Annotated in this window: 20 protein-coding genes; 11 read left to right on the top strand and 9 right to left on the bottom strand. The window is 50.2% G+C overall.

The annotated features are described in order from the left end of the window. The first annotated feature begins 77 nt into the window (after window positions 1-77). From tgt to EHT25_RS30045, 4 genes are all read left to right on the top strand, one after another. Complete coding sequence (tgt, locus tag EHT25_RS30060) at window positions 78-1,208, top strand: tRNA guanosine(34) transglycosylase Tgt (RefSeq protein WP_124879122.1); 1,131 nt, start codon at window positions 78-80, stop codon at window positions 1,206-1,208. A 232-nt stretch (window positions 1,209-1,440) separates the two neighbouring features. After that, complete coding sequence (locus EHT25_RS30055; RefSeq protein WP_185731534.1) at window positions 1,441-2,901, top strand: OmpA family protein; 1,461 nt, start codon at window positions 1,441-1,443, stop codon at window positions 2,899-2,901. 307 nt (window positions 2,902-3,208) lie between these two features. Then, the gene (locus tag EHT25_RS30050) at window positions 3,209-4,513 is read left to right on the top strand and encodes a nucleotide sugar dehydrogenase (RefSeq protein ID WP_221622347.1); all 1,305 of its coding nucleotides are present in this window, start codon (window positions 3,209-3,211) and stop codon (window positions 4,511-4,513) included. A 154-nt stretch (window positions 4,514-4,667) separates the two neighbouring features. Then, window positions 4,668-5,297 carry a response regulator gene (locus tag EHT25_RS30045; RefSeq protein ID WP_124879121.1) on the top strand — a complete coding sequence of 210 codons (630 nt, stop codon included), beginning with the start codon at window positions 4,668-4,670 and terminating at the stop codon, window positions 5,295-5,297. A gap of 89 nt (window positions 5,298-5,386) precedes the next feature. Here the strand turns inward: EHT25_RS30045 and EHT25_RS30040 are convergent, their stop codons facing one another. Continuing rightward, entirely contained in the window at window positions 5,387-5,911 is a 525-nt protein-coding gene (locus EHT25_RS30040; protein ID WP_229311844.1) for a thioredoxin family protein, read from the bottom strand. Window positions 5,912-6,143: 232 nt separating this feature from the next. Here EHT25_RS30040 and yihA point away from each other — a divergent pair, with 232 nt between their 5' ends. Together yihA and EHT25_RS30030 are read left to right on the top strand one after the other, a co-directional pair. Continuing rightward, window positions 6,144-6,764 carry a ribosome biogenesis GTP-binding protein YihA/YsxC gene (gene yihA / locus EHT25_RS30035; RefSeq protein WP_124879120.1) on the top strand — a complete coding sequence of 207 codons (621 nt, stop codon included), beginning with the start codon at window positions 6,144-6,146 and terminating at the stop codon, window positions 6,762-6,764. 85 nt (window positions 6,765-6,849) lie between these two features. Further along, complete coding sequence (locus tag EHT25_RS30030; protein ID WP_124879119.1) at window positions 6,850-7,338, top strand: DUF5606 family protein; 489 nt, start codon at window positions 6,850-6,852, stop codon at window positions 7,336-7,338. A gap of 134 nt (window positions 7,339-7,472) precedes the next feature. Here the strand turns inward: EHT25_RS30030 and EHT25_RS30025 are convergent, their stop codons facing one another. The 4 genes from EHT25_RS30025 to hemA all read right to left on the bottom strand — a co-directional run bounded on the left by EHT25_RS30025 (window position 7,473) and on the right by hemA (window position 11,678). Continuing rightward, window positions 7,473-8,618, bottom strand: a complete 1,146-nt coding sequence (locus EHT25_RS30025; RefSeq protein ID WP_185731533.1) for a TIGR03364 family FAD-dependent oxidoreductase — start codon at window positions 8,616-8,618, stop codon at window positions 7,473-7,475. Between the two features lie 18 nt (window positions 8,619-8,636). Then, window positions 8,637-9,392, bottom strand: coding sequence for an HAD family hydrolase (locus EHT25_RS30020; protein ID WP_124879117.1), 756 nt, complete (start codon window positions 9,390-9,392; stop codon window positions 8,637-8,639). Between the two features lie 186 nt (window positions 9,393-9,578). Further along, the gene (locus tag EHT25_RS30015) at window positions 9,579-10,196 is read right to left on the bottom strand and encodes a DUF4230 domain-containing protein (protein WP_124879116.1); all 618 of its coding nucleotides are present in this window, start codon (window positions 10,194-10,196) and stop codon (window positions 9,579-9,581) included. Window positions 10,197-10,364: 168 nt separating this feature from the next. After that, complete coding sequence (gene hemA / locus EHT25_RS30010) at window positions 10,365-11,678, bottom strand: glutamyl-tRNA reductase (RefSeq protein ID WP_124879115.1); 1,314 nt, start codon at window positions 11,676-11,678, stop codon at window positions 10,365-10,367. A 324-nt stretch (window positions 11,679-12,002) separates the two neighbouring features. Here hemA and EHT25_RS30005 point away from each other — a divergent pair, with 324 nt between their 5' ends. Next, a complete protein-coding gene (locus EHT25_RS30005) occupies window positions 12,003-13,241 on the top strand; it encodes a sensor histidine kinase (protein WP_124879114.1) in 1,239 nt (412 codons plus the stop codon). Between the two features lie 30 nt (window positions 13,242-13,271). On the opposite strand, the gene EHT25_RS30000 is transcribed toward EHT25_RS30005, so the two are convergent. Further along, window positions 13,272-13,796: a hypothetical protein gene (locus tag EHT25_RS30000; RefSeq protein WP_124879113.1), complete on the bottom strand. Its 525-nt coding sequence runs from the start codon at window positions 13,794-13,796 to the stop codon at window positions 13,272-13,274. A gap of 74 nt (window positions 13,797-13,870) precedes the next feature. On the opposite strand from EHT25_RS30000, the gene EHT25_RS29995 reads away from it, so the two are divergent. Beyond that, window positions 13,871-14,962, top strand: a complete 1,092-nt coding sequence (locus EHT25_RS29995; protein ID WP_229311843.1) for a LuxE/PaaK family acyltransferase — start codon at window positions 13,871-13,873, stop codon at window positions 14,960-14,962. Here the strand turns inward: EHT25_RS29995 and EHT25_RS29990 are convergent. Continuing rightward, window positions 14,959-16,110, bottom strand: coding sequence for a sigma-54-dependent transcriptional regulator (locus tag EHT25_RS29990; protein ID WP_124879111.1), 1,152 nt, complete (start codon window positions 16,108-16,110; stop codon window positions 14,959-14,961). The two genes, EHT25_RS29995 and EHT25_RS29990, sit on opposite strands and share 4 nt — an antisense overlap. A 398-nt stretch (window positions 16,111-16,508) precedes the next feature. Between EHT25_RS29990 and EHT25_RS29985 the strand changes: the two genes are divergently transcribed. After that, window positions 16,509-19,688, top strand: coding sequence for a SusC/RagA family TonB-linked outer membrane protein (locus EHT25_RS29985; protein ID WP_124879110.1), 3,180 nt, complete (start codon window positions 16,509-16,511; stop codon window positions 19,686-19,688). A gap of 138 nt (window positions 19,689-19,826) precedes the next feature. Beyond that, window positions 19,827-21,359: a SusD/RagB family nutrient-binding outer membrane lipoprotein gene (locus EHT25_RS29980; RefSeq protein WP_124879109.1), complete on the top strand. Its 1,533-nt coding sequence runs from the start codon at window positions 19,827-19,829 to the stop codon at window positions 21,357-21,359. Window positions 21,360-21,417: 58 nt separating this feature from the next. Here EHT25_RS29980 and EHT25_RS29975 read toward each other — a convergent pair whose 3' ends face one another. Both EHT25_RS29975 and EHT25_RS29970 read right to left on the bottom strand, forming a co-directional pair. Further along, complete coding sequence (locus tag EHT25_RS29975) at window positions 21,418-22,416, bottom strand: pyruvate dehydrogenase complex E1 component subunit beta (protein WP_262707861.1); 999 nt, start codon at window positions 22,414-22,416, stop codon at window positions 21,418-21,420. Window positions 22,417-22,474: 58 nt separating this feature from the next. Then, window positions 22,475-23,872, bottom strand: coding sequence for a cytochrome P450 (locus tag EHT25_RS29970; protein WP_124879107.1), 1,398 nt, complete (start codon window positions 23,870-23,872; stop codon window positions 22,475-22,477). A 201-nt stretch (window positions 23,873-24,073) separates the two neighbouring features. Between EHT25_RS29970 and purH the strand changes: the two genes are divergently transcribed. Further along, window positions 24,074-25,588 (top strand): bifunctional phosphoribosylaminoimidazolecarboxamide formyltransferase/IMP cyclohydrolase, encoded by a 1,515-nt coding sequence (purH, locus tag EHT25_RS29965; protein ID WP_124879106.1) that lies wholly within the window; start codon window positions 24,074-24,076, stop codon window positions 25,586-25,588.

Here is a 25,588-nt window from a genome sequence, read left to right as displayed (position 1 = left end):
GGCAAATATACATATTTTGATTTTCGCCGTTGGACTTTCCACCTTTGCAGAATTATAATGTAAACAGAAAAAAAGAAATGCAGTTTACCATCCAATCAGCCGATTCCCAATCCAAGGCACGTACGGGATTGATCACAACCGACCACGGTTTGATTGAAACGCCCATATTTATGCCGGTTGGAACGGCCGGAACGGTGAAGGCGGTCCATCAGCGCGAATTGGTGTCGGATGTAAAAGCGGAAATTATTCTGGGAAATACGTACCACCTCTATTTACGACCCGGACTCGACGTGCTGGAAAAAGCGGGCGGTTTGCACCGGTTTAATGGCTGGGAACGCCCCATTCTGACCGATAGTGGCGGTTATCAGGTTTATTCCTTATCAAATACCCGGAAAATTAAGGAAGAAGGCGTCACGTTTAAATCCCACATTGACGGCTCCAAACATGTCTTTACGCCGGAAGGCGTCATGGACATCCAGCGCATCATCGGTGCCGACATCATCATGGCGTTCGATGAATGCACCCCGTATCCGTGTGAGTACGGGTACGCCCGCGCTTCCATGGAAATGACGCACCGCTGGCTAACCCGCTGCATCGACCGGTTTGACGCAACCGAAGGGAAATATGGCTATCAGCAAACCTTATTTCCTATCGTTCAGGGCAGTACGTACAAAGACCTCCGGCAGCAATCGGCCGAATTTGTGGCCCGGCAAGAGCGGGATGGAAACGCCATCGGCGGCCTGGCGGTGGGCGAACCGGCGGAAGAAATGTACGGGATGATCGACCATGTAAATGCCATTCTTCCGTCTGATAAACCCCGCTATCTGATGGGTGTCGGCACGCCCGAAAACATACTGGAAGCCATTGCGCTGGGCATCGATATGTTCGATTGCGTGATGCCTACCCGCAACGCGCGGCACGGTCTGCTGTTTACTTCGCAGGGAATCATCAATATTAAAAACGAAAAGTGGAAAGAAGACTTCAGTCCCATCGATGAAGAACTGGGCGGATACGTTGGCCTATGTTACTCAAAAGCTTATCTAAGACACTTAATTAGGTCCGAAGAAATTTTAGGCGCACAAATTGCAAGTCTTCAAAACCTTACTTTCTATTTGTGGTTAGTGAAAGAAGCCCGGCGGCAGATCAATGCCGGAAATTTTAGTAGCTGGAAGCGTATAATGACAAAAAAACTGATGCAACGTCTTTGATGGTAGTCAAATCCTGTTTTTCTTGTGTCGGGAAAACGAATAAGCCCGGAATGAACAAAGTAGACGCTAACTTGTTTGTAAACTACCATAGTCTTGTTTGTAAACTAACCGAAAATCTATAGTTTTGCGGCAAAGCGTTGAAAGTTGCATAAAACGACCGGCTAAGCTAACCGACACAAGTTGTTTCACCACATCAATGGTTTATTAACTGTCAAACAATAACCTGATAAGTATGAAAAAAGTATCCCTGTTCGTAAGGGCAATGGGACTGGCTCTTCTGGCAGCGACAGGTGCCAGTGCCCAGTATAACCCGAAAGCCTCGTATGAAGGTCCCGCCAAACTGAACACCTGGTCAGTTTCTGTCATGGGCGGACCCACTCAATTCTTTGGAGACTTGAGGGAATATGACTTCTACCCGGTTTCGAAAACCAGTTCCGACAGCTACAGCGAACGTAAGTCGGGCTTTTTTGGAGTCGCCGTCGGAAAGCAGTTGTCTCACCTGTTCGGCCTTCAGTTAGATGGACAAGTTGGTAATCTGGTCGGTATGAAACGCCGGTTGTATTACTCTTATTTTCGTTCAAACTACATCCAAACTGATTTGACGGGAAGTGTCAACCTGAAAAGTCTGCTGTTTGGGATCAATAAAATGAAGCGCTGGAAGATTGATGCCTACACCGGTTTGGGTGTGGTGTTTTTCAAATCGACCGCGTATGAGTTAGGAACCGGCCGCGTTCGTCGCTGGACTAAAACAAACAATGGCGACGGTATTCTGCGTGACGCTAAATACGAAAAAGACTGGGCGATTCCCGTCGGTCTGGCCGTTAATTACGAACTTAGCTCCCGCTTCGACCTGGGTCTGGACTTCCGTATGACGAATGTCAATACCGATCGTCTGGACGCTACCATTGGTGGAAACAGCTCAAGTTATTTCGATGGCTACGGTACGCGTGGTCAATTCGATAACTCGTTCGAGCGGAAAGGTGAGTCGAACCTCGACAAACTGGGTTATGTAGCCGTGGCCGTTACCTATAAACTGGGTAAAAACGCCATCAAGGTTCAGAAAGTGAACGGCAAATACGAATACGATACGACCAAAGGAACGTATCACCTCCGTTGGACCGATCCGAAAAACCTGATCAAACCGCCAGTCATCCTGACGCTGGAGCAAATCGACTCTGTTGCAAAAGCCAACCGTCCCAAAGACATCGATCCACGCCTGCTGATGGATACGGATAACGATGGGGTTTCTGATTACTTCGACCGTCAGCCCAACACGCCAGCGGGTAGCATTGTTTCCGGTGCGGGTGAAGCCATCGACTTCGATAAATACGTGAGTGCGGCTCTGCCGGGTATTGCCTGTGCCGAAATCCTGACCAACGTAGCATTCGATACCGACAAGAACATCATCAAGCCGGAATATTACGACATGCTGAATAAGGTTGTTGAGCTGCTGAACAAAACGCAGTGCCGTCTGCAACTGTCGGGCCATGCCGACCGTCGTGCTTCGGATCGCTACAACATTGCACTGTCGCGTCGTCGGGTGGAAGCCGTTAAGAACTACCTGGTTAAACAAGGTCTGAATGATCCGAACCGGATTATTATCGACTACTTCGGTTCCTTCAAGCCCATCGGCGACAACTCGCGCGCTGGTCTGACGAAAAACCGTCGGGTTGAATTGAAACTGGTTCCGTAATAAATAGCATTTTAATAAAAAGCCCCGGAGGTGTAACCTACCGGGGTTTTTTGCGTCTAAAGAGTACTGTTTCGCATAGCGACCATCCCAATGACCGATTTATCAGTCGTTTGGGACCCCATTCCGGCTTTCCATTCCAGGAGCAGTCGAACGATCACTACCCCAGATTGGGCTAAAAAACGACGATGGTATTGCTTTACGAAATGGTTGGATTTGTAATTGGTAGTTTATATTTGTGACCAAAGGTTTCGGCGAATCGTGCGACTTCGCCGAACGAAACCGCTGGAAAGCTACCCATTGATTTTTAATGCGTCAGACTGTGTACGAAGAATTAATTCAAAAAAAGGGACAGATCGCCGTCATTGGTCTGGGATACGTTGGATTACCCATTGCCCTCGAATTTGCCCGCCAGTTCAAAGTGATCGGTTTCGATATTAATGCGGAACGGGTAGCGATGATGCGCCGGGGTGAAGATCCGTCGCACGAAATGGCACCGGAGGAATTTGACGGGCGGGACATCACGTTTACCGACGATCTGGAAGTGCTGCGGGAAGCCACTTTCTTTGTGGTTGCCGTTCCAACACCGGTCGACGATTACAAGGTGCCAGACCTGAAACCGCTGCAACGGGCTTCCGAAACTGTCGGGAAAGTATTGAAAAAAGGGGATTATGTGGTGTATGAATCGACGGTTTATCCCGGTTGTACGGAGGAAGATTGCCTGCCGATTCTGGAACAGCTCTCCGGTTTGAAACTGGGTGATGATTTCAAAATTGGCTACTCGCCCGAACGCATCAATCCCGGTGATAAGGAACGGACGTTGACCACAATTCTGAAAATCGTTTCCGGCAGCGATGCCGACGCACTGGACGAAATTGCTGCGGTTTATGGGAGTATTATCCGGGCTGGAATCTATAAAGCGCCAACGATCAAAGTGGCCGAAGCCGCCAAAGTCATTGAAAATACGCAGCGCGACCTCAATATCTCGCTGATGAATGAGTTGTCGATCATTTTTGACAAAATGGACATTGATACGCAGGAGGTGATCAAAGCCGCCGGCACAAAATGGAATTTTTTAAAGTTTACCCCGGGGCTGGTCGGCGGTCACTGCATCGGCGTTGATCCGTATTACCTGCTGTACAAGGCCCGGCAGTTGGGCTACGACCCCCAGGTGATCCACAGCGGTCGGCGGATCAACGACGGAATGCCCGCTTACATTGCGACGAAACTGGTGCAAATGCTGATCAAAAAGGGGAAAGCTCCCCAGCAGACGAAGGTGCTGGTAATGGGCATTACGTTCAAGGAGAATGTATCCGACATCCGGAATTCGAAGGTGGCTGATCTGGTGCGGGAGTTGATGAAGTACTCGGTCAATGTGCACATCGTTGACATGCATGCTTCACCGAACGAAGTGGCCCACGAATACAACCTGACCCTGATGGACACGCCATCGAGCCAATACGACGCCGTGGTGCTGGCGGTTGGCCACGATGAGTACCGAAAACTGGATATTTCGTACTTCCGTTCCATCATGAATGCAGACCCGGTTTTGCTGGATTTGAAAGGATTGTACGCCAAAGACCATACGGAAGGCATCGCGTACTGGCGGATGTAAAAAGAGTTAATTTCCTGAAACCGTTTTTTTAGGATCGCTGTTCGAATCTCTTCGAATACGATTGATTACCGTTGTTTGGGCATTAAAAGCATACAAATATTGCTTGTACACAATAATTTAGACACAAAAAGCAATCGATTAAACCAGAGTAACTATGCATAAGGTTTTATTAGTGGACGATCATTCCATTGTACGTTCGGGTATCCGGTTGCTATTGAAGGACTACTACGGGGCGGTTTCGGTGGATGAGGCTAGAAATGGCAATGCAGCTTTTAGTCTGATCATGAATAACCGTTATGATTTAGTAATTATGGACATCAACATGCCTCAGACCGATACCTTCAGTCTGCTCCAAAACATCCAAACCGTTGTACCCGACCTGCCAATTATGATTTTCACAATCATGACCGAATATGCATTTGCCAAACGGTATTTGCAACTGGGTGTGAAGGGCTACGTCAGTAAACAGGCTGAAGACCCGGAAATCCTGAAAGCAGTGAATACGATCCTCTGCGGAAAACGCTTCATCTGCGATGAATTGAAGGATCAAATGGCCGAAGACAATCACTTCAACAAGGAACTGGATCCATTTGGCTTGTTGTCGAACCGGGAAATGGAAATCGCTTACCACCTGGTAAAAGGCAAATCCGTCAGCCACATTGCCGACGCCTTAAACATTCATACCTCGACCGTCGGCACCCATAAAGCCCGGATTTTTGATAAACTGAAAGTAGATAATCTATTTGTAATGAGGGAGCTGGCGAGTCACTACCGACTGATTTAAGCGGTTTTTGTTGAACAAAAACCGCCTGCCAAAACAAAAGCCGCAAACGGAATCCGCTGCGGCTCATTCTACGGGTAATCCGTTTTATCTTAAAGGGCTGTTCCGCCTTTTACATCTTTACCAATGGCCAGCAGTTGCTCCGGCGATTGATACCCAAGGACTTTCTTGACCACCTTGCCATCGCCATCAATGAACAACAACGTCGGATAACCTTCCAGCGGGTATTGCAGCGCTAGCTCGGGCCCCTCGCCTTTTTCCATGTCTATTTTCACATTAATGAACTCTTTATTAAAGAAATCACCAACGGCTTGCTGCGTAAACACGTTTTTTTGCAACATCTTGCAGGGCCCGCACCAGCTCGTGTAAGCATCCAGAAAAACGAGTTTGTTTTCTGCTTTGGCTTTATCCAGTTGGGCCTTCCAGGCAGCCTCCGAAAATTGGATGCCCGGTTCGGCCGGAGTGGCGCTGGCTTCCGGCTTTGCTTCAGCCGAAGCGGTTTTTTCTGCTTCTGCGGCCACCGGTTTTTCTCCTTCGGATTGAGTGGTAGTGGTATTGCAGCCGTTAAAAACCAGCGCCAGCACCACCATCAATGACATTAAACTTGTATTCTTCATAATACGGGATACAGTTCGTTTGAATAAAACCACAACAACGAATCAATTCAAAAATGTTTCCTGACACCGTCCGGTTTTTCGAATAAAAGACGGTATAGTAGTACAATTTTAAGCAAAAATATCGATTTATAAGCGGTTATTGCGTTCTCATTTCAGCATAGAATAGTACTCTTCTCAATTCTTTACGAACTTTGCGTCCGGAACAGGGTTTTTAGCCCTCTCCGGAACAACTATGGAAGTAAAACAAGCTGAGTTTGTGATGAGCAACTCCGATCCGAGGCTTTGCCCAAAGCCGGACAAACCGGAATACGCGTTCATCGGTCGCTCAAACGTCGGAAAGTCGTCGCTGATCAACATGCTAACCACCCGGCACAAACTGGCGAAAACCTCGCAAACGCCGGGCAAAACCCAGTTGATCAACCATTTTCTCATCAATACCGACTGGTATCTGGTCGATTTACCGGGTTACGGTTTTGCGAAGGCGCCCCAGCGCGAGCGTGAAAAATGGGAAGTCATGATCGACTCGTACCTCTCGGAACGCCCGAATCTGATCTGCACCTTCGTGCTGGTCGATGGCCGGATTGAGCCGCAGCGCATCGACCTGGAGTTTATGGAACGGATGGGCGAACGCGGTCTGCCATTTGTGATCATCTTCACGAAAACCGAAAAAAGCAGTTCGAACGCTATTCATCAGATGGTGAAAAAATACGGGCAAACGCTGCAAAAAACCTGGTCTGAACTGCCGCCAATGTTTGTTTCATCGGCCGTCAATAGCCGGGGAAAAGACGAAATTCTGGCCTATATCGACCAACTGAATAAGGAGTTTTACGAGGAGATGAAGGCAAAAAAGTAAGATTAGCCTTATCTTTGCCGTTCAGTTTTTAGAAAATTTTGGCAATAACCCAATCAAATAGACCGTTACCCATTAAACAAGCAGCATGGAAGCGCTGAAAGAAATTGCAAATATTGCCGGAAAAAGCGGCCTGTACCGAATCATGAAACCCAGCCGTACTGGCGTGATTGTGGAGTCGCTCGACGAGCGGAAAGAAAAATCAATGATTGGGCCCACGGCGCGCGTATCGGTCTTGAAAGACATTTCGATTTATACGGACGATGACGAGCAGTCAAAACCGCTCGCCGATGTGTTTCTGGCCATCTACGAAAAATACGAAGACAATCTGCCCATAGCTCCCAAATCGGCTTCAAACGCCGAATTGGCCGATTTCATTGCTGAAGTGGTGCCGGAATACGACCGCGATCGGGTTCACATGTCGGATGTGAAGAAAATGATCGGCTGGTATAGCATCCTGCGGAAAAACCTGCCAGAAGCTTTTGAGAAAAAACCGGTCGAAGCCGCCGAAACAACCGAAACGATACAGGAAGAGGCCCCCTCCGCAACTGCCGAAACGGAGGAGAAAGCCGCCTAACGATTTTCATTTTCAGTAATCGAAAAAGCAGGAAATGGCCCTTGGCTTCCTGCTTTTTTTTGTTTCCGTAGACAAGAGCAATGAGACGATAGACAAGAGATTTTTCACACAGCCAGGTCTCTTGTCTTACTTCTCTACTCTACCAAAAAACTCATTTTTTCTTCCGAAAAACCGGCGCTGGAAGTCATGCCTTTGCCGCCGATGCCGGTAATAATATGGATGTTCTCCAGATCGGCTTCAAAAATTTCCTGCGGAGTCTGGGCGTAAAAACCGGCCCACGTACGTTGAATACGATAAACAGGGAAGGTGACAATCCGGCTGGCTTCCTGAATCATTAGCTGATTGATGTACTCGTTGATGTCGAAACCCAGGTCATCGGTTTGGGCCGCCGTGGCATATTCGTGCGAATCGCCGAGGATAATGGACCCGTCGGGGGCCTGTTTGAACAGGATGTGAATACCCCATTTTTTGAGCTCCGCCAGGTGTTCGGGCGTTTGAAGGTTCGCAAACGACGGACAATCCGCAAACGACTCGTACCGCCGGATGGTCAGGCCTGTCAGGATATTTCCCGGCAGCGCCACTTCCGGCAACGGAATCGTCTGCATCATCTGCAATTTACTGACCACCAAACCGCTCTGGGCAAAAAGCTCGGGATACAGCAACCGAAATTCACTGCCGTTACAGATCAGCACTTTATGCGCCTGAAACCGCTCGCCATTCGCCAGCCAGACCGTTGCCCCGCTCGAAGTCGATTCGCAACCAATCACTGCCGTGTTGTTACGGTACGTTACGTTTGGAAATTTAGTGGTGACATACGTAATCAGCCGGTGAATCATTAGCGCCGGTTCAACGCTCACTTCTTCGGGAAACACCAGCGCACCCTGCACATAATCAGGTTGCAAAACCGGGTACTTCGCCAGCGTTTGGGCTTTTGACCACAATTCGCAGGGGTAATCGTCGGCGCGTCGCTGGTCGTACAGCTCATTCGCCAGTTGCCATTCGTCGGCATCCGACGCAATGTAAACCGAGCCATTTTGCCGAACCGTAATATCGTATTCCTGCTGAATTTCCCGGTATAGTTCCAGACTGCGACGCCCGTAGTGATACCAGCGTCCGCTCAAACCGGACGGCACCACCTGCCCGAAATTCCGAACGGTGGCACCAACGGGCCGGTTGTCTTTTTCAAGAATCAGAACGCGCTTTCCGGCGCGGGCTGCGTGGAGGGCGTGAAACGTTCCCAGAGCGCCCGAACCGATGATGATGAAATCGAAAGAAGCCAAAAGAATGCGGTTTTTTGATTACAAACTAAGCCCGCTCGCCGTGGACTGAAAAGATAAGGTAGACAACACCGCCGGCAGATCAGTGAGCGATTCCAGCAATTGATCGCTGGGATAGGCTTCCAACTGGCTGCGGGTATGCGTTCCGTTGACCAGGCCGAGATTCAATCCTACACTGGCTGCCTGTCCCGACAACAAATCCGAAGGCGTATCACCAATATTCACCACCCGTTTCGGATCGGAACAATTCAATAACCGCATGGCTTTTTGGATCATCAACGGCTGCGGACGACCGTGTTCCACCTCATCGCTCGCAATCGATGCCTGAATAATCGTTTGATCATTTCCGACATAATTTTCGTCCAAACCGGCTAGCCAGCCTAATTTTTCCAGAATAATGTCGGTGACAACGCGGTAAAAACCGGTCGTCAGCGCAATTTTGATCCCGTTTTCCTTCAAAAACGCAAAGGTTTCCAAACAGCCCTCCGTCGGAACTACGGCTTGGGTCCGGTAGTGATTTTCCAGAATTTCGGTAAATAGCTGATAGGAAGTATCCACCTTCGTTTTCAAAGCCGAGTCCGTTGGATTGCCGAGCTGTTCGGTCCACAAGGTTTCAAAAACAAACCGCTTCGACAGGCCCTGCATGGCCAGAATCCGCTCGTCGCTGACCACCAGATCAGTTTGGGCAGCGGCTTGCGCAAAACAGTGTTCTACTTCGTGCTGGTCGCGAACAGTCGTACCAGCCATATCAAATACCACAAGTTGAAAGGAGGCCATTTTTTGCAAAATCGGATAGAATACGAATCGCCAAACATACAAAAGACCCGCCTATAAACCGTTATCGGTTTATTAAATTCCTGTAATCCTTGGGGTTATCCGGGCTGTTGTATTGACTGAACTGAAAAACCGCCGGTTGTCGGGCGTTCAGTTGAAAAACGAGTTTGACGATAATTGATTGACGGGCTAACGAAGTGGTGGCAATGTGGCCTTCATGCGCGTAGTCAGAAAGACCCGTTTGCCCGAAATTCGCTCCAGCATCGGTTTAAGAATCTTATCGGCGTTCTGGCGGGTTTGTTCCAAAATCCCGCTGTTCAGCGCCGACTGCCGGATTTGCGTTTCGGCCCGGCGGTAGGCTTCATTGACCAGGTGGCCTTCTTCCAGAAACGCATATTCCGTATTGAAAACCCGCGAGCGGTCGTGGTTAATTTTGTAGGAGCAGATTTCCGGATCGGGCAAATGCACGATCAGGCTGTCGCCCTGCGTTGTAATATCTTCGGCTTTTATTTTCGTCAGATCGAGGCAGCCAATGGCTTCGCCTTCCACAATCAGCACGGCTTTCGGATTGGGCAACCACTCCCGAACAAACTGATGTTCAACAATATCCTTGAAACGGTATTGAACCAACTCAAGCTTTCCTAGTTCAGTTACTTCCTGTAAAACAACGGTTTGGGTTGTCGCTTCTGTTTTTGTCAATCCACTGAACAGCGACCAGCCGCGCAGTTGTTCCCACAAAACGATTAAACCGATGACCAGCAGAACGATAAGAAACAGGCGGAGAATGGAATTGATCAGGCGGGTCATAAGTAGATTGGTTTACTATGTACCCACGGACTTTAGTCCGTGTTTTTTACTCTACAGTTAGAGTTTAACAACATAAAACACGGACTAAAGTCCGTGGGTACGTACCTGTAAACGAAAAATCCCAAACCAATTGCTTAGTCTGGGACTCTGTGAACTATTCATCATAGGTTAGTGAAAATTCTGGGATGCGTCGGTCGGCTGTTTTTCCAGATCGAACAAATCCGTTAAGACATCAATCAGCGTATCGGCTTCACCGCGTTTGCAGGCTGCCTTAAGTTGCAAAACCGGTGCTTTCATAATTTTCTGCATGATGCTGCGCGTGATTTTTTCCACTTTTTCGGATTCTTCGGCAGTCATATTTTTCAAATGGCGGGCAATTTCTTCTTTCCGAATCTGCTCCAGCGCATTTTTAAATTTATTAATCGTGGGCGACACGATCATCTCCCGCGACCAGTCGTTGAAATCGTCGATGGACTGATCGATGATTGCTTCCACCTGCGGAATCGACGCCATCCGGCGGCTCAGTGCTTCGTCGGCGCGCGTCCGGATGTGGTCGATGTTATACAGCAGCACGCCCGGAACCTGCTCGACGTTGGTGTCAACGCTCCGGGGAACCGATAAATCAAAGAAATACTTGAACGTCAGGGAGTTTAAGCCCGACAGTAAGTCGGCCGTAATGAGTGGTTTCTCCACCAGTACCGACGAAATAATGACATCGGCTTTCGCAATTTCCTCCGTCAGATTGGCAAAATCAGCGACCCGGAACGCGTGTTTTTCCGCCAGCGCATCGGCTTTCGAGCGGGTGCGGTTACAAAGTGTAATCCGGTTTAGCTTACGGGCAGCCAGGTTTTCGCAGATATCCGCGCCAATTTCCCCCAAACCAATTACCAAAACCGACGGACTGGATGAACCCGCTGCCGCCATGTAGGGGCAACCACTGGAGCCAACCAGTTCTTCGATCAACTCAACGGCGGCATACGAAACCGAAGCGGCTCCGTCACGGAAACTGGTTTCCTGAGCAACCCGTTTGTTGGTAAAGAAAATGGTGTGCATCAGGCGGTGCAGAAATGGCCCCGCCATATCGAGGTCAGCCGACCATTGATAAGCCTGTTTTACCTGATTCGGAATCTGCATGTCGCCCACCACCTGGGAGTGCAAACCGGTGCATACTTCGAATAAATGCCGAACCGAATCGGCCTGCGTATCAAAAAAGTGAAAATAAGGAAGATAATCTTCCGTGGAAGTAATTCCTTTTTCGGCGAGCAACAAACGGGCAATTTCCCGGTTCAGATTCTGTGGAGACGAATAATAAACCTCCGTGCGGTTGCAGGTAGAAATAACCAGCGATTCCGAAGCTCCGAAAAACTCCCGGAGTTTGATCAGCAATTGCCTGGACTCGTCTTCGTTTAATGCAATTAGCTCGCGAACCGCCAGTGGAGCGGTTTTGTGGGAAAGGCTAATTGATTTAAAGAACTCGTGCATTGTTACTATTCAAAATATGCCCAAAATTACGATACAATTCTCTTACAGAAAACACTGTTGACGCAGATTCAGTTTACTACGTACTTATTTAGAACCGCTATAAACTATTGCAAAGTTCTCTTCTTAATATCCTATTTACAATATTATTCCGTTGAGACGGGAAATTAGGACATTGAATTGCCGAAATCGAGCGTTATGACGTAAATTAGATGCTAAGTTACCACAGTAAACGGTCGTAACCTGATGATGATTCTCAGCTCCTAACCTGATTATTTTCAGTCGATACGCGAAAAACCGTCGTTGGGTTGCTTCAAACCGGAGTCTATGCTAAAATCACTGGATATATATGGTCAGCGGAATACGCTGAAGATTGTCGTTGCGCTGAATCTGTTGCTGGTCGGAACGGCTTCGTTGCTGTATACTAATCGGCTGGTGGAAAAGCTGGAAGCGCGCGAAGAAAGCAGTGTAAAATTGTACGCAAAGGCCTTGTTTAATGTCTATGAAGTCAATGTCAACGACGACATGACCTTCATGACGGACGAAATTATTTTCGCCAACAAAAAGCATAATGTTCCGGCGATTGTTCTGGATCAGAACAACAAAATAGTCTTCAGTAATATTGAATTTCCGAAGGGCACGCCCGATGACGAAATCAAGCGGGCAGAAGAACTGGAACTGGCCGAAATGAAAAAAGAACACCAACCGATTGTGGTTGAGAAAGATGGCAAAATTCAGGGTTATGTTTATTACCACAATTCATCCATTCTGCTGCAGTTGCGATTTTTCCCTTACGTTCAATTGGCGGTGATGTTTACCCTCGGTTTTCTGGCCTATCTGGCGTTCAGTTCGGCGCGTCGGGCGGAGCAAAACCGGGTCTGGGTGGGGCTGGCGAAAGAAACCGCACACCAGTTGGGAACGCCCCTGTCGTCGTTGATGGCCTGGGTGGAGTATTTCCGCACCGATCCGGCCATCGATCAGTCCATTGCCGACGAAATTGAGAAAGACGTAAACCGCCTGGAGACCATTGCCACGCGGTTTTCGAGCATCGGTTCTATCCCAACCCTGAAGAATGAAGACTTGGCCGAAACCGTTCACCATTTCGTTTCCTACCTGGAAAAGCGAATTTCGACCAAAGTCAGCATGCAGTTTGAAAGTCTCATACCGGACGGGAAACAAGTGATGATCAACAAATTGCTGTTTGAATGGGTGATTGAGAATATCTGTAAAAATGCAGTCGATGCGATGAAAGGAGTGGGAAAATTAACCATCCGCATCCTGCCGCTTCCGCGCAATGAAATCGCAATCGACATCACCGATACGGGCAAAGGCATTGGCAAAGCAAATCTCCAGCAGGTGTTTAATCCCGGCTACAGTACGAAAAAACGGGGTTGGGGCCTGGGCCTGACGCTGGCAAAGCGGATTATTGAAGAATACCACAACGGCCGACTCTTTGTCAAAAGCTCTGAAGTGGGTAAGGGAACCACGTTCCGGATTTTGCTGCGGGACAGCGTTGTCAGTGAAGAACCGGTTTTGGAAGGCAATAAAACGGCAAAAAGTGCCTGATCGGCTCCAACCAGGCACTTTTTACGACGATTAGTTCAGCGGTATTGAAATGGTATCGGTTTCGACCACATTGCTAACATTCAATTTACGGTCGCGGATCCGAACCGCGAATTTAACCGGAACCAATTTGGTATTGCGTGAACGCAGAAAGCTCTGGGAAAAATCCAGCGTTCCCTCCAGCGGACTATTCTTGTTGTCAGGTTTCAGACGCGGAAAGAAGAGTTTATTTAAAACCACCAAATCCACAAATTCGAATTTACCATTGACAAATTTGTAAGTCTTCAACTCATAATTCCCCCATTGGCGATAATTTGCCGAGTCTTTCGTTCGTTCTTCGACCGATAAACCCAGATCGCCGTCGCCGTCCTGAAACCGCACCGAAATGACGACCGAGTCCTTCGGAATCTGGGAAAAATCGTCAAAAGCCGGATAAGACGTAACCGTGGGCGAACTGATGGCGGGCGTATTGTTAAAATCGGGCGGTTCGATACACCCAATGACGAGGGCCGCAATCCCGAAAAAAAACAAACCCTGCTGAATAAATCGCGTAGACATTGTGTTAACAGACTATCGTTACTAAGTATTTACAAGGCTTACGTTCATTAATAAGCCCATTTCCTGAATCAGATTTGTCGCCTTCAACTAGTCGTAATGACCTCCGGAACCAAATTCTCCGGCTTCAGTCAGCAAACCGCTCCACGTTCGATTCGGTGGCACTGGACGTTTTCCGGTATCAGGCGAATTTCAATCCGCTTTACCGTACCTACCTGCAACATCGGAAGGTTGAGCCGGAAAAGATACGAACCATCGATCAAATTCCGTTTCTCCCGATCGGTTTTTTCAAACAACATCCGGTTTTGACGCATTCGGAAGAAATGAAAGAACCGCTTACCGACAAGCTGTTAACGTTTGAAAGCAGCGGGACCACCGGGGCCGTCACCAGTCGCCATTATGTTCCGGATCCGGCCTGGTACGACACCGTCAGTCAGCAGATTTTTGAGCAGGTTTATGGCCCGCTCAACCGCTTCCACATTCTGGCGCTCTTACCGTCTTACCTTGAACGAAATAACTCGTCGTTGGTGTATATGGTTCAGCGGTTTATTGAAAAATCAGACTCCGATTCATCTGGTTTTTTTCTGCGCAATACGGACGATCTGACGGCTACGCTGCAACAACTGGCCGCCAGTCCGGAACCGAACCGCAAGGTGTTACTCATCGGCGTGACGTTTGGGCTGCTCGACTGGGCCGAATCCGACACCGACTTTTCATTTCTGAAACAGATCCCGGAATTGATCATCATGGAAACCGGCGGTATGAAAGGCCGGCGGCAGGAGTTACTGCGCGAAGAAGTTCACGATTTGTTGAAAAACCGGTTAGGCGTTGCGGCCATTCATTCCGAATACGGCATGACTGAACTGCTTTCGCAGGCTTATTCGACCGGTGCCGGAATTTTCCGGGCCCCTCCTACCCTGCGCATTCTGCTCCGTGACGTGAACGATCCGTTTTGTATTTATCCGTTTCCCGACCAAACCGCAGCTTCCGGTCGGCGGGTGCGGTTAACGGGTGGAATCAACGTGATCGACCTCGCTAATCTGGATTCCTGTAGTTTCATTGAAACACAGGATTTGGGGCAATACGAAAAAGGAACGCCCGATGCGTTTCGGGTCATCGGGCGGTTTGATAATTCCGATATTCGGGGTTGTAATCTGATGGTGCTTTAAGCGTACATTTCGACATCATTCCGATTGATTTCGTCACCACAGAGAATAACCAGCCGCTCAACCACATTCCGAAGTTCCCGGACATTTCCGGTCCAGGGCAACAACTGAAGGTACGCCATCGCATCCGGTGTAATTTCTTTGGACTGTGCCCCGTATTCTTCCGCGATGTCGTGCAGGAACTTCTCGGCCAGCAGCGGAATATCTTCGCGCCGGTCGGCCAGTGGTGGCACATGGATCCGGATCACACTCAGCCGGTGGAATAAATCCTCCCGAAAATTACCGTCCTGAATCTCTTTTCGCAGATCTTTATTGGTTGCGGCAATAACCCGCACGTTTATTTTTATTTCCTTGTCACCGCCCACGCGGGTAATTTTACTTTCCTGCAACGCCCGCAGTACTTTGGCCTGGGCCGACAAACTCATGTCGCCGATTTCGTCCAGAAAAAGCGTGCCGCCGTCGGCCTGTTCAAATTTGCCGGAACGTTTGGCGGAGGCTCCGGTAAAGGCGCCTTTTTCGTGACCGAACAACTCACTTTCAATCAATTCGCTCGGAATAGCGGCACAGTTCACTTCGATCAGCGAATTCTGGGCACGGCTTCCTTTTTCGTGGATCTGCTTGGCGACCATCTCTTTTCCGGAACCATTGGCACCCGTGATCAGCACCCGGGCTTCGGTGGGTGCGACCCGGTCGATGGTGTCTTTTACGCGACGGATCGCATCGGAATCACCCACGATTTCGTTGAGTTTATAAATCCGCCGTTTCAGGGTCTTGGTTTCCATGACCAGCTTGGCCTTGTCGATGGCGTTGCGCACCGTGACCAGCAGGCGGTTCAGATCGGGCGGTTTTATGATGAAATCAAACGCCCCCCGTTTGGTGGCTTCCACGGCATTTTCAATATTGCCGTAGGCCGAAATCATGATAAACTGGGTACCTTTCCCTAACTCGGCTGCTTTTAAAAGCAACTCAAGACCGTCCATCTTGGGCATTTTAATGTCACAAAGCGCCACATCATAACTGTTCTGTTTGACCAGTTCCAGTCCCTCCTCTCCATCCTTGGCTTCATCGACTTCGTAGCCTTCGTATTCCAGAATATCGCGAAGTGCATCCCGTATACTTTTTTCATCGTCAATGATGATTAATCTCGCCATAAAGCAGTGTTACTTAAATAATAACCTGGGTAACTTGTCCGAAAAATAACCGATACAAACCTGAATTTATGTGGAAAGTAATAGAAAGACACTTCAATAAGCAAGGGTACGTCTATTTTTTTACATGAATTAATCTATGATGTATTGAAACGAATAAATGGTCCGGCAACGGTTCCATTCGCATGGAATTAACAGGTGGCTATATTGCATTTAACCGATTATTAAAATCATAAAAAAAATATTCCGATAAAATATATCTAAAAATTGCCTTGTTATATCCTAAAAATTGCTGCATATTAGAAAAGTCTATGATCCGGAAGCAATTCCGGGTATATTCTATATAATCTTGCTCTTTTACCATTTTACTCTTTTACCATCTTTATTAATCCATTTCCTCTATGCAGTATTCTACTTTCCTACGTAGTTTCCTGGCCGTGTGGTTTGTCGCCTTTTTGGTTCCAGGGGCTCAGGCACAAGACCGAAAGGTTACCGGAACCGTTCTTTCCGGTAAAGACCAAATACCCATTGCTGGTGCCTCCGTCCTGATCAAAAACACCACGTTGGGAACCAACACCGATGCGAATGGTAAATTTAGCATCAACGCTCCGGCTAATGCCACCCTGGTTTTTAGCTCCATCGGTTTTCAGGGTCGGGAGGTCCCGATTGGCAACCAAACCGTCCTGAACGTCACGCTCGACGAAGGCTCTCAAAGCCTGAATGAAGTAGTTGTAACCGCACTTGGAATTAAGAAAGAAGCGAAACGGCTGGGTTATGCCACGGCCAACGTCAGCTCCGAGCAAATCACAACCAACCGAACCGTCAATTTTGTAAATGCCTTGCAGGGTAAAATTGCCGGGGTAAACATCACAAGTCTGGGTACGGGAGCCGCCGGAACGAGTAAAATCCGGATTCGCGGGCAATCCTCCTTTTCCGGACAGAACAACCCGCTGATCGTGGTCAATGGCGTCCCGATCGACAACACCAACTTTGGTCAGAACAACGGAAATACCGGCAGCGATGGTGCTATTGCCAACCGGGGTTCCAACTATTCCGACGGTGGTGACGGCCTGTCGTCCATTAATCCGGACGACATTGAAGGCATGACGGTTTTAAAAGGGGGAACGGCAGCCGCGCTTTACGGCTCACGGGCCAAAGACGGCGTCATCATGATTACGACCAAGACCAAGGGCAGCGGCCAGGGCATTGGCGTGGTCTACAACACCAACTTCACGACCGATTCACCGTTGGATTTTACGGATTATCAGTACGAATACGGTCAGGGCGAATACGGCGTTCGGCCCACGGCTCCCAACCCAACGTCGGGCGTGTGGAGTTTTGGTGAGAAGTTCCAGCCGGGCATGACACAGGTCCTTTTCGGCGGTGTAACGGTTCCGTACCAGGCCGTTCGCAACCGGATCAAAGGGTTTTACCGCACCGGCTCGACCTGGACCAACTCCGTTTCGATGTCGTCGGGAAGCGATAAAGGCGGTTTTAACCTGTCGGTTTCCAACACGGATAACAAAGGCATTACGCCCAATAACAGCTTCAACCGGAAAACCATCAACCTCGGTTTTAGCTACAATCTTTCGTCCAAGCTGACGGTAACGGGAACCCTCAATTACTCCAACGAATTCAACAAAAACCCGCCCCAGATTGCGCAGCAGGACAACAGTACGCCAACGGTTATCTACACCCTGGCGAACTCCATGCCGCTCGATGTGCTGGAAGCCAACCAGATCAATCCGGCCACCGGCAACGAGTTTTTGTGGTCACGGTTCCAAAACCGGACGAATCCGTACTTCGTCATGTCACAGAAATTTGAAAATATCCGGCGCGACCGGCTGTTTGGCAACCTGACCGCCCGCTACAATTTTACGGATTGGCTGTACCTCCAGGGCCGGGTTGGGCAGGATTTCTGGGCGCGTGATCAGGATTACAACTTCCCGACGGGTCAGGCGTCGCTGGCAGCGGCTCCGGCCGGTTTTGTCAACGGGAACTACGTGCAGGAAGCCCGCCGTTTCCGCGAGCTCAACACCGATTTCCTGATTGGAGCAAACCGGACGTTTGGTAAATTTGGTATCGATGTAACCGTCGGGGGAAATCAGCTGTATCGCCGGAGCGACCTGAACAGCGTCCTGGTGACGGACTTCATCGTGCGCGGGCTTTACATTCCGCAAAATGGCCGCGTGAAAGATCCGACCTACGGATTGAGCGAACGGAAAGTGAACTCGCTCTACGGAGCCGCCGAATTTTCGTACAACAATTTTCTGTTCCTGAACGTGACGGCCCGCAATGACTGGTTCTCGACCCTGGCACCAGGCAACCGCAGCGTGGTTTATCCGTCCATTACGGGTAGCTTCGTTTTCTCACAAGCCTTCGAAAATCTTCCCAACTGGCTGAATTTTGGTAAACTGCGTGGCGCCTACGCCGAAGTGGGGAGCGATGGCGACGTAGCGCCCTATTCCAACAACCTGTTCTACAGTGTCGGTGCCAACCTGTTCCCGAACCCCGCGGGTCTGGGTCAGCCGGTGGGTAACATCACGTCGAATACCGTTCCCAGTGCGACGCTGAAACCCAGCCGGACGGCGGAAGCCGAAGTAGGTCTGGAATTGAAGATGTTCAATAACCGGGTGGGTCTGGATCTGGCATTCTACAACAAAATAACCAGCGACCAGATTGTGGCCGCCCAGTCGTCTGACGCTTCCGGTTACACAAACACGCTGATTAACAGCGGCCAAAGCCGAAACCGGGGTTTTGAAGCGTTGCTCAATGTGTCCCCTTTCCGCACGAAAGACTTCTCTTGGGACATTACCCTGAATGGCTCATATAACCAGACCAAGCTGCTCCGGCTTCTGACTGATGTAGCGGGCGAACAGATTGTGGTTGGGAACGGGATTTACGTTGGTGACCTCCGTCATGTGGTTGGCCAGCCGCTGGCCCAATTGTATACCTTCGGGTACGTCAGGGATGCACAGGGTCGGATGGTTCATGGGGGTGATGGACTACCGGTCCGGACACCAGCCCCCGTAGCTTTCGGCTCCGCATTGCCGAAATACATGGGCGGTATTACCAATTCGTTCACCTACAAAGGCATCAATGTATCGTTCCTGATCGACTTTAAACTGGGTGGCAAGATGATTTCGGGTACGAACCTCAACGCATTCCGCCACGGCTTGCAGAAAGAAACGCTGGTGGGCCGGGGTGAAGCCGACAACAAAATGGTGGGCGTGGGTGTGAATGAAAAAGGCGAAGTCAACACGGTCCGGGCTTTTGTGCAGGATTACTACTCGGTGGGACGTTCCAAGAGTCTGGGGGAACAGGTCGTTTACGATGCCGGTTTCTGGAAACTGCGTCAGATCTCGATTGGCTACGATTTTACGAAAATGCTCCCGGGCAATCTGTTTATCAAAGGCATTCGGCTGAACGCAGTGGCAAACAACGTCGCTATTCTTAAAAAATGGGTACCCAACATCGATCCTGAACAATTCGGATTTAGCTCCGACAACCTGGTTGGTCTGGAATCGACGGGTTTACCCACGACCCGTAGTATTGGTTTTAACCTCAATGTCCGATTCTAAAAACCGTATTCGGTTTACGGTTTTCAGTTCACAGTTTTCGGGTGGCTGACGCATTACATTCATTGTTAATTGTTCATTTGCAATGCGTCAGCCGCCGAAAACCGAATACCGAAAACCGAATACCATAAACTGAAATTCATGAAAAAGATTCTTTTTTATATACCATTCATTGCCTTGCTGGTCGGTGTCAGCAGTTGCGAAAAAGGGTTCGACGAGATTAACATCAACCCCACGGCAGCGACCTCGCTCAATCCGCTTTTTACGTTCAATAACGCGATGATCAATACCACCTTCCCCGGTTCGACGATGGTATTCGAGCATCCGATTGTGCAGCAGGTATTTTCGCCGAACTCCGGGGTACTGGCGGGCGGAAACTTTAACGTCGACAACCGGGGGCCCACCGGCCCCAACACGGGAATCTGGCAACGGTATTACCGGGATGCCATCCGGTACCTGGTCGATGTGGTGGCCAAGACGAAAGACGATCCCAACCGCACCAACCTGTACCACATGGCCCGGATCTGGAAAGCCTATGCGTTCATGGTGCTGACCGACACCTACGGCGACATTCCGTATAAAGAAGCGGGGCAGGGTTTTCTGTCCGCCAATGTGACGCCCAAATACGACACCCAGCAGAGCATTTACGATGACATCATCAAGGAATTGACGGAAGCATCGGCGGCTCTGGATGCCAACAAACCGACCGAAGCCGGAGATATCATCTATGGCGGTAACATCGCGAAATGGAAGAAATTTGGCTACTCTATTTTGTTACGGGCCGGTATGCGGCTGACCAAAGTAAATCCGACCCTGGCGCAGGCTACGGTGGTGAAAGCCATCGCGGGTGGGGTGATTACCACGAATGCCGACAATGGAATGGTTCGCAACAACGCCAATTTCCAGAACCCGGTCGGAACGATGCTGAACTCGACGGAAGCGGCCAACTTATACCTCACCCGGTATTTTGTGAACTATCTCGCGACGAATGCCGATCCCCGGCTGGCGTCGATCGCGGTCCGGTATGTGGGAGCCAAAAGCGGGGCCGAGCAAACGGCCGCCAAAGCCAACCGCGATCCGGCCGTTCAGATCGGAATGCCGATGGGCTTCGACAACGGCACCATTCCGGCGCAGGCCATTGCCGATAAACTGGCAAGCTTCTACGATTATTCCCAACTGGACCGGACGCGTCTGGCGAAACTGGATGCGCCAACGTTTATGGTGACGGCCGCTCAGACCAATCTGCTGCTGGCCGAAGCGGTACAACGGGGCTGGACGACGGGTAGCGCGGCTGACTATTACGCAGCGGGCGTAACGGCCCACATGCAGCAATTGGGCGATGTCGACGCTGCGTCGGCAGTTCCGGCGGCCGCGATCACGGCCTATCTGCAGAAAAACCCTTATGTGGCGGCAAATGGACTGGAAATGATCAATACGCAGTACTGGGTAGCGTCGTTGCTGAATGGGCCGGAGGTTTTCGCCAATTTCCGGCGGAGCGGTTTTCCGAAACTGACGCCGAATCCGTATCCCGGCAAAGAAATCAAGGGGAATTTTATCAACCGGATTACTTACCCGGATTCCGAGCTATCGGTCAATAAAGCCAACCAGGCGGAAGCACTCAGCCGACAAGGCCCTGACAATCAGGACACCCGTGTCTGGTGGGATAAACAGTAAATTCCATAAAAAAACCGGGAGGAAGCTCCCGGTTTTTTTATGTCACAGTAAGCTGAACTTATTTTTTGTACATCACCGTATCCACAGCCTGCAACGTCCGTTTAACATTCGGCAGAATGACTTCGATCAGCGTTGGCGCGTAGGGCAGCGGCAAATCCAGGCTGTTGACCCGAATGACCGGGGCATCGAGGTAATCGAACGCGTTGCGCTGAATGTTGTACGTCAGTTCCGACGAAATAGCCGCCAGCGGCCAGGCTTCTTCAACCACCACACAGCGATTGGTTTTCTTAACGGAATTGATGATCGTTGCATAATCGATCGGGCGAACCGAACGCAGGTCGATCACCTCCGCCGAAATACCTTTCTGAGCCAGTTCATCGGCGGCTTGCAAAGCCACTTTCATGAATTTACCAAACGATACAATCGTTACATCGTTGCCTTCGCGCTTGATGTCGGCTTTGCCAATCGGAATCAAATATTCTTCTTCCGGAACCTGGCCTTTGTCGCCGTACATCAATTCCGATTCCATAAAAATAACCGGGTCGTTGTCCCGAATCGCCGATTTCAGCAAGCCTTTGGCATCGTACGGATTCGATGGAACGACGACTTTCAAACCGGACGTATTGGCAAACCAGTTTTCGAAGTTTTGCGAATGTTGCGAAGACAACATCCCGGCGTTTCCCGTCGGTCCCCGGAACACGATCGGGTTGGAATATTGCCCGCCCGACATCGACATGATTTTGGCCGAACCATTGATAATCTGGTCAATGGCAACCAGCGAAAAGTTAAACGTCATGAATTCGACGATGGGCCGCAAACCGTTCATGGCCGCACCCACGCCAATACCGCCAAAACCCAATTCGGCAATGGGCGTATCGATCACCCGCTCCGGGCCAAACTCGTCGAGCATGCCCTGACTGACTTTGTACGCTCCATTGTATTCAGCCACTTCTTCGCCCATCAGAAAGACCTTCTCATCCCGGCGCATTTCTTCAACCATGGCTTCGCGTAGGGCTTCGCGGAATTGTATTTCTCTCATCGTGTGTGAGTTAGTTATTGTCTGCTTATAAAAACGGTCAAAAATAGGGAAAACAGGCTAAAAGTACAATTCGATCTCACGACACGGGCGATCCGGCCTTATGGCGTGCCCGAACCCGCAACCGCAAACCACCTTTTGGCCGCAGTGTAATGCCCGGTTCTGCTTCCACCTTTTTTGAGTCAGCGGGCAGAAAATCAAATTCCCGGATCAGCAACGTCAGCACAATCTGCATTTCCATCATCGCAAAATTATTTCCGATACACAGCCTCGGCCCGCCCCCAAACGGCAGATAGGCGTAGGTCGGCCGGTTTTTAACCCGCTCAGGCAGAAAATGTTCGGGCTCGAACGTCTCCGGTTTTTCCCAGTAACGCGGGTCGCGGTGCAGCAAATACGGACAAATCAACATGCCATCGGCTTTGGGAACCTCAACGCGGTAGTCGCCAAACTGGTCGGAATGCAGCGGCTGGCGACCAAAAATCCACGCGGGTGGATACAGCCGCATCGTCTCCTGAATCACCTGGGTCGCATACGTCAGTTCGCGCAAGGTCTCCATCGTCGGCAGATCGGTCGGGCCCAGCACCATGTTTATTTCTTCCCTGAGCTTTTCGGTAACATCCGGATGATTGGCCAGCAGGTAAAACGCCCACGACAGTGCGTTGGCGGTGGTTTCGTGGCCCGCCATAAAAATGGTCGTTACTTCGTCGCGCAGTTGCTGATTGGTCATCTGCTCACCGGTTTCGTCGTCGCGGGTTTCCATCAGCATGCCCAGCAAATCGTCGTGCCGGGTTTCGGGCGGTTCGCGCCGGCGGTTTTCGATAATTTCGTATATAATCGCTTCCGTTTTCCGAACTGCCCGGCGGTAGCGGATCGTGCGGGGCGTGGGCCAGTTTCGCGTCGCCGGAAAAAAATTAAAAATCTCCTTGTAAGCGGTTTGAATGATGGTCGTAATGGCCTCCGAAACGTTTTCCAGGTGGTTTTTTACGTCCGAACTGAACAACGAGCGCGTCACAATGGCCAGCGCCAGTTGCATCATTTCTTCCGAAATCAGGAGCGGTTTGCTTAGATCCCGGTTTTTCCAGCTGGCCATTAACCCGGCGGTTTCGCGGTTCATGCCATCTACCAGCAGTGCCAGCCGTTGTTTATGAAAAGCCGGTTGGGCCAGCCGCCGTTGGCGTCGCCAGAAATCGCCCTCGCTGTTGAGCAATCCGTTGCCCAGAAACATCTTCAATACATCGTAAGCCGCGCTTTTGACGTAATTCTTGTTGTTTTCCTGGAGAATGTATCTGGCATCTTCGGGCGTCAATGTCAGCGTGATCAACCGGCCCACGGCGTCGAACTGCACCAGCCGGTCGTACTTTTGCTGCAAACCGGTCAGAAACGCCAGCGGATCGCGGGCGAAATCGAGCGTGCTGCCGAGAAACGGAAGTCCTTTCAGTTTCGGAATGGGTTTCGTGGGTTTTTCGTCCGTAACCATACCTCGTTTTTGGAAAGAATTTTATAAAGTTACAAACTGATTCCCAATCAAAACTCTCCGTTCCGAACCTTTCGGTTATCTTTGCGGCTTAATCCTCCGCTGAACTCCTTTTTCTCCGCTTAGCTCCGCGAAACAGTTTGAAAGCTATTTCGCGGAGCTAAGCGGAGAAAAAGGAGTTCAGCGGAGAAAATCTTGCTTTTCATGTCGAAGACCATTCAATCTGCGCTTATTTCAGTTTATTACAAAGACGGGCTGGAGCCGCTGGTTCGTCTCCTGCACCAGAACGGTGTTTTGTTGTATTCAACGGGCGGAACCCAGACGTTTATCGAGCAATTAGGCATCCCGGTGACGGCCGTGGAAGACATTACCGGTTATCCTTCCATTTTTGGCGGGCGGGTTAAAACGCTCCATCCCGTGGTGTTTGGCGGTATTCTCTACCGCCGGAATCTGGCCGAAGACGTGGCCCAGGCCAGCCGCCACGACATCAACCCGATCGACCTGGTGGTGGTTGATTTATATCCGTTTGAAGAAACCGTAGCCTCGGGTGCGTCGGACGAAGACATTATCGAGAAAATTGACATTGGCGGTATTTCGCTGATTCGGGCGGCAGCCAAGAATTACGAAGACGTGCTGATCGTTTCGTCGCGCGGCCAATACGCCGATGTAGTGGATTTGCTGACGGAAAAGGAAGGCGCTACGGACCTGGAAGACCGTCGCCGGTTTGCCAAGGAAGCCTTTGCCATGACGTCGTCTTATGACACGGCCATTCATAACTATTTTGCGGGCTCGACGGCGACCGATGACTTCCGTAAGCTTCCGGCCCAATCGCTGCGGTACGGCGAAAATCCGCACCAGAAAGCGACGTTCTACGGTGATCTGAACGCCCTGTTCGATCAGTTAAACGGCAAGGAATTATCCTACAATAATTTGGTCGATGTCGACGCCTGCGTCAGCCTGATCGACGAATTTACCGACACGACGTTCGCCATCATCAAACACACGAATGCCTGCGGAGTTGCCACGGCCCCGACCGCGAAGGAAGCGTACCTGAACGCGCTGGCCTGCGACCCGGTTTCGGCGTTCGGCGGGGTGATCATCACCAACGCAACGGTTGATCTGGCGACGGCGGAGGAGTTGAATAAACTGTTCATGGAAATCCTGATTGCACCGGCTTTTGAGGAGGATGCGCTGAGCTTACTCAGCTCCAAGAAAAACCGGATCCTGCTGAAACGCAAACCGGTCGAATTCAGTCCGAAAATGTTCAAGACACTGCTCAACGGCGTTTTGGAACAGGATAAAGACAGCCAGGTTGAAACCGTCGATCAGTTCAAAACCGTAACGGAAAAAGCGCCAACGGAAAACGAGCTAAAAGCACTGGAATTTGCGCTCAAGATCTGTAAACACACCAAATCGAACACGATTGTGCTGGCCAACGATGGCCAATTGCTGGCGAGCGGTGTCGGACAAACCAGCCGCGTCGATGCGCTCAAGCAGGCCATCGAAAAAGCGCATACGTTCGGCTTCGAGCTGAAAGGTGCGGTGATGGCGTCAGATGCGTTCTTCCCGTTTTCCGACTGCGTGGAAATCGCGGGCGAAGCGGGCATTTCGGCGGTCGTCCAACCCGGCGGTTCGATCCGCGACAAAGATAGTATCGACGCGTGTAATCAGCGCGGCATGGCCATGGTGACCACGGGCGTCCGGCATTTCAAACATTAA

It is taken from the genome of Larkinella rosea (assembly GCF_003858635.1).
GTDB lineage: Bacteria > Bacteroidota > Bacteroidia > Cytophagales > Spirosomataceae > Larkinella > Larkinella rosea.
Note: the sequence above shows the minus strand (reverse complement) of the source record. Positions and strands in the feature narration are given on the sequence as shown.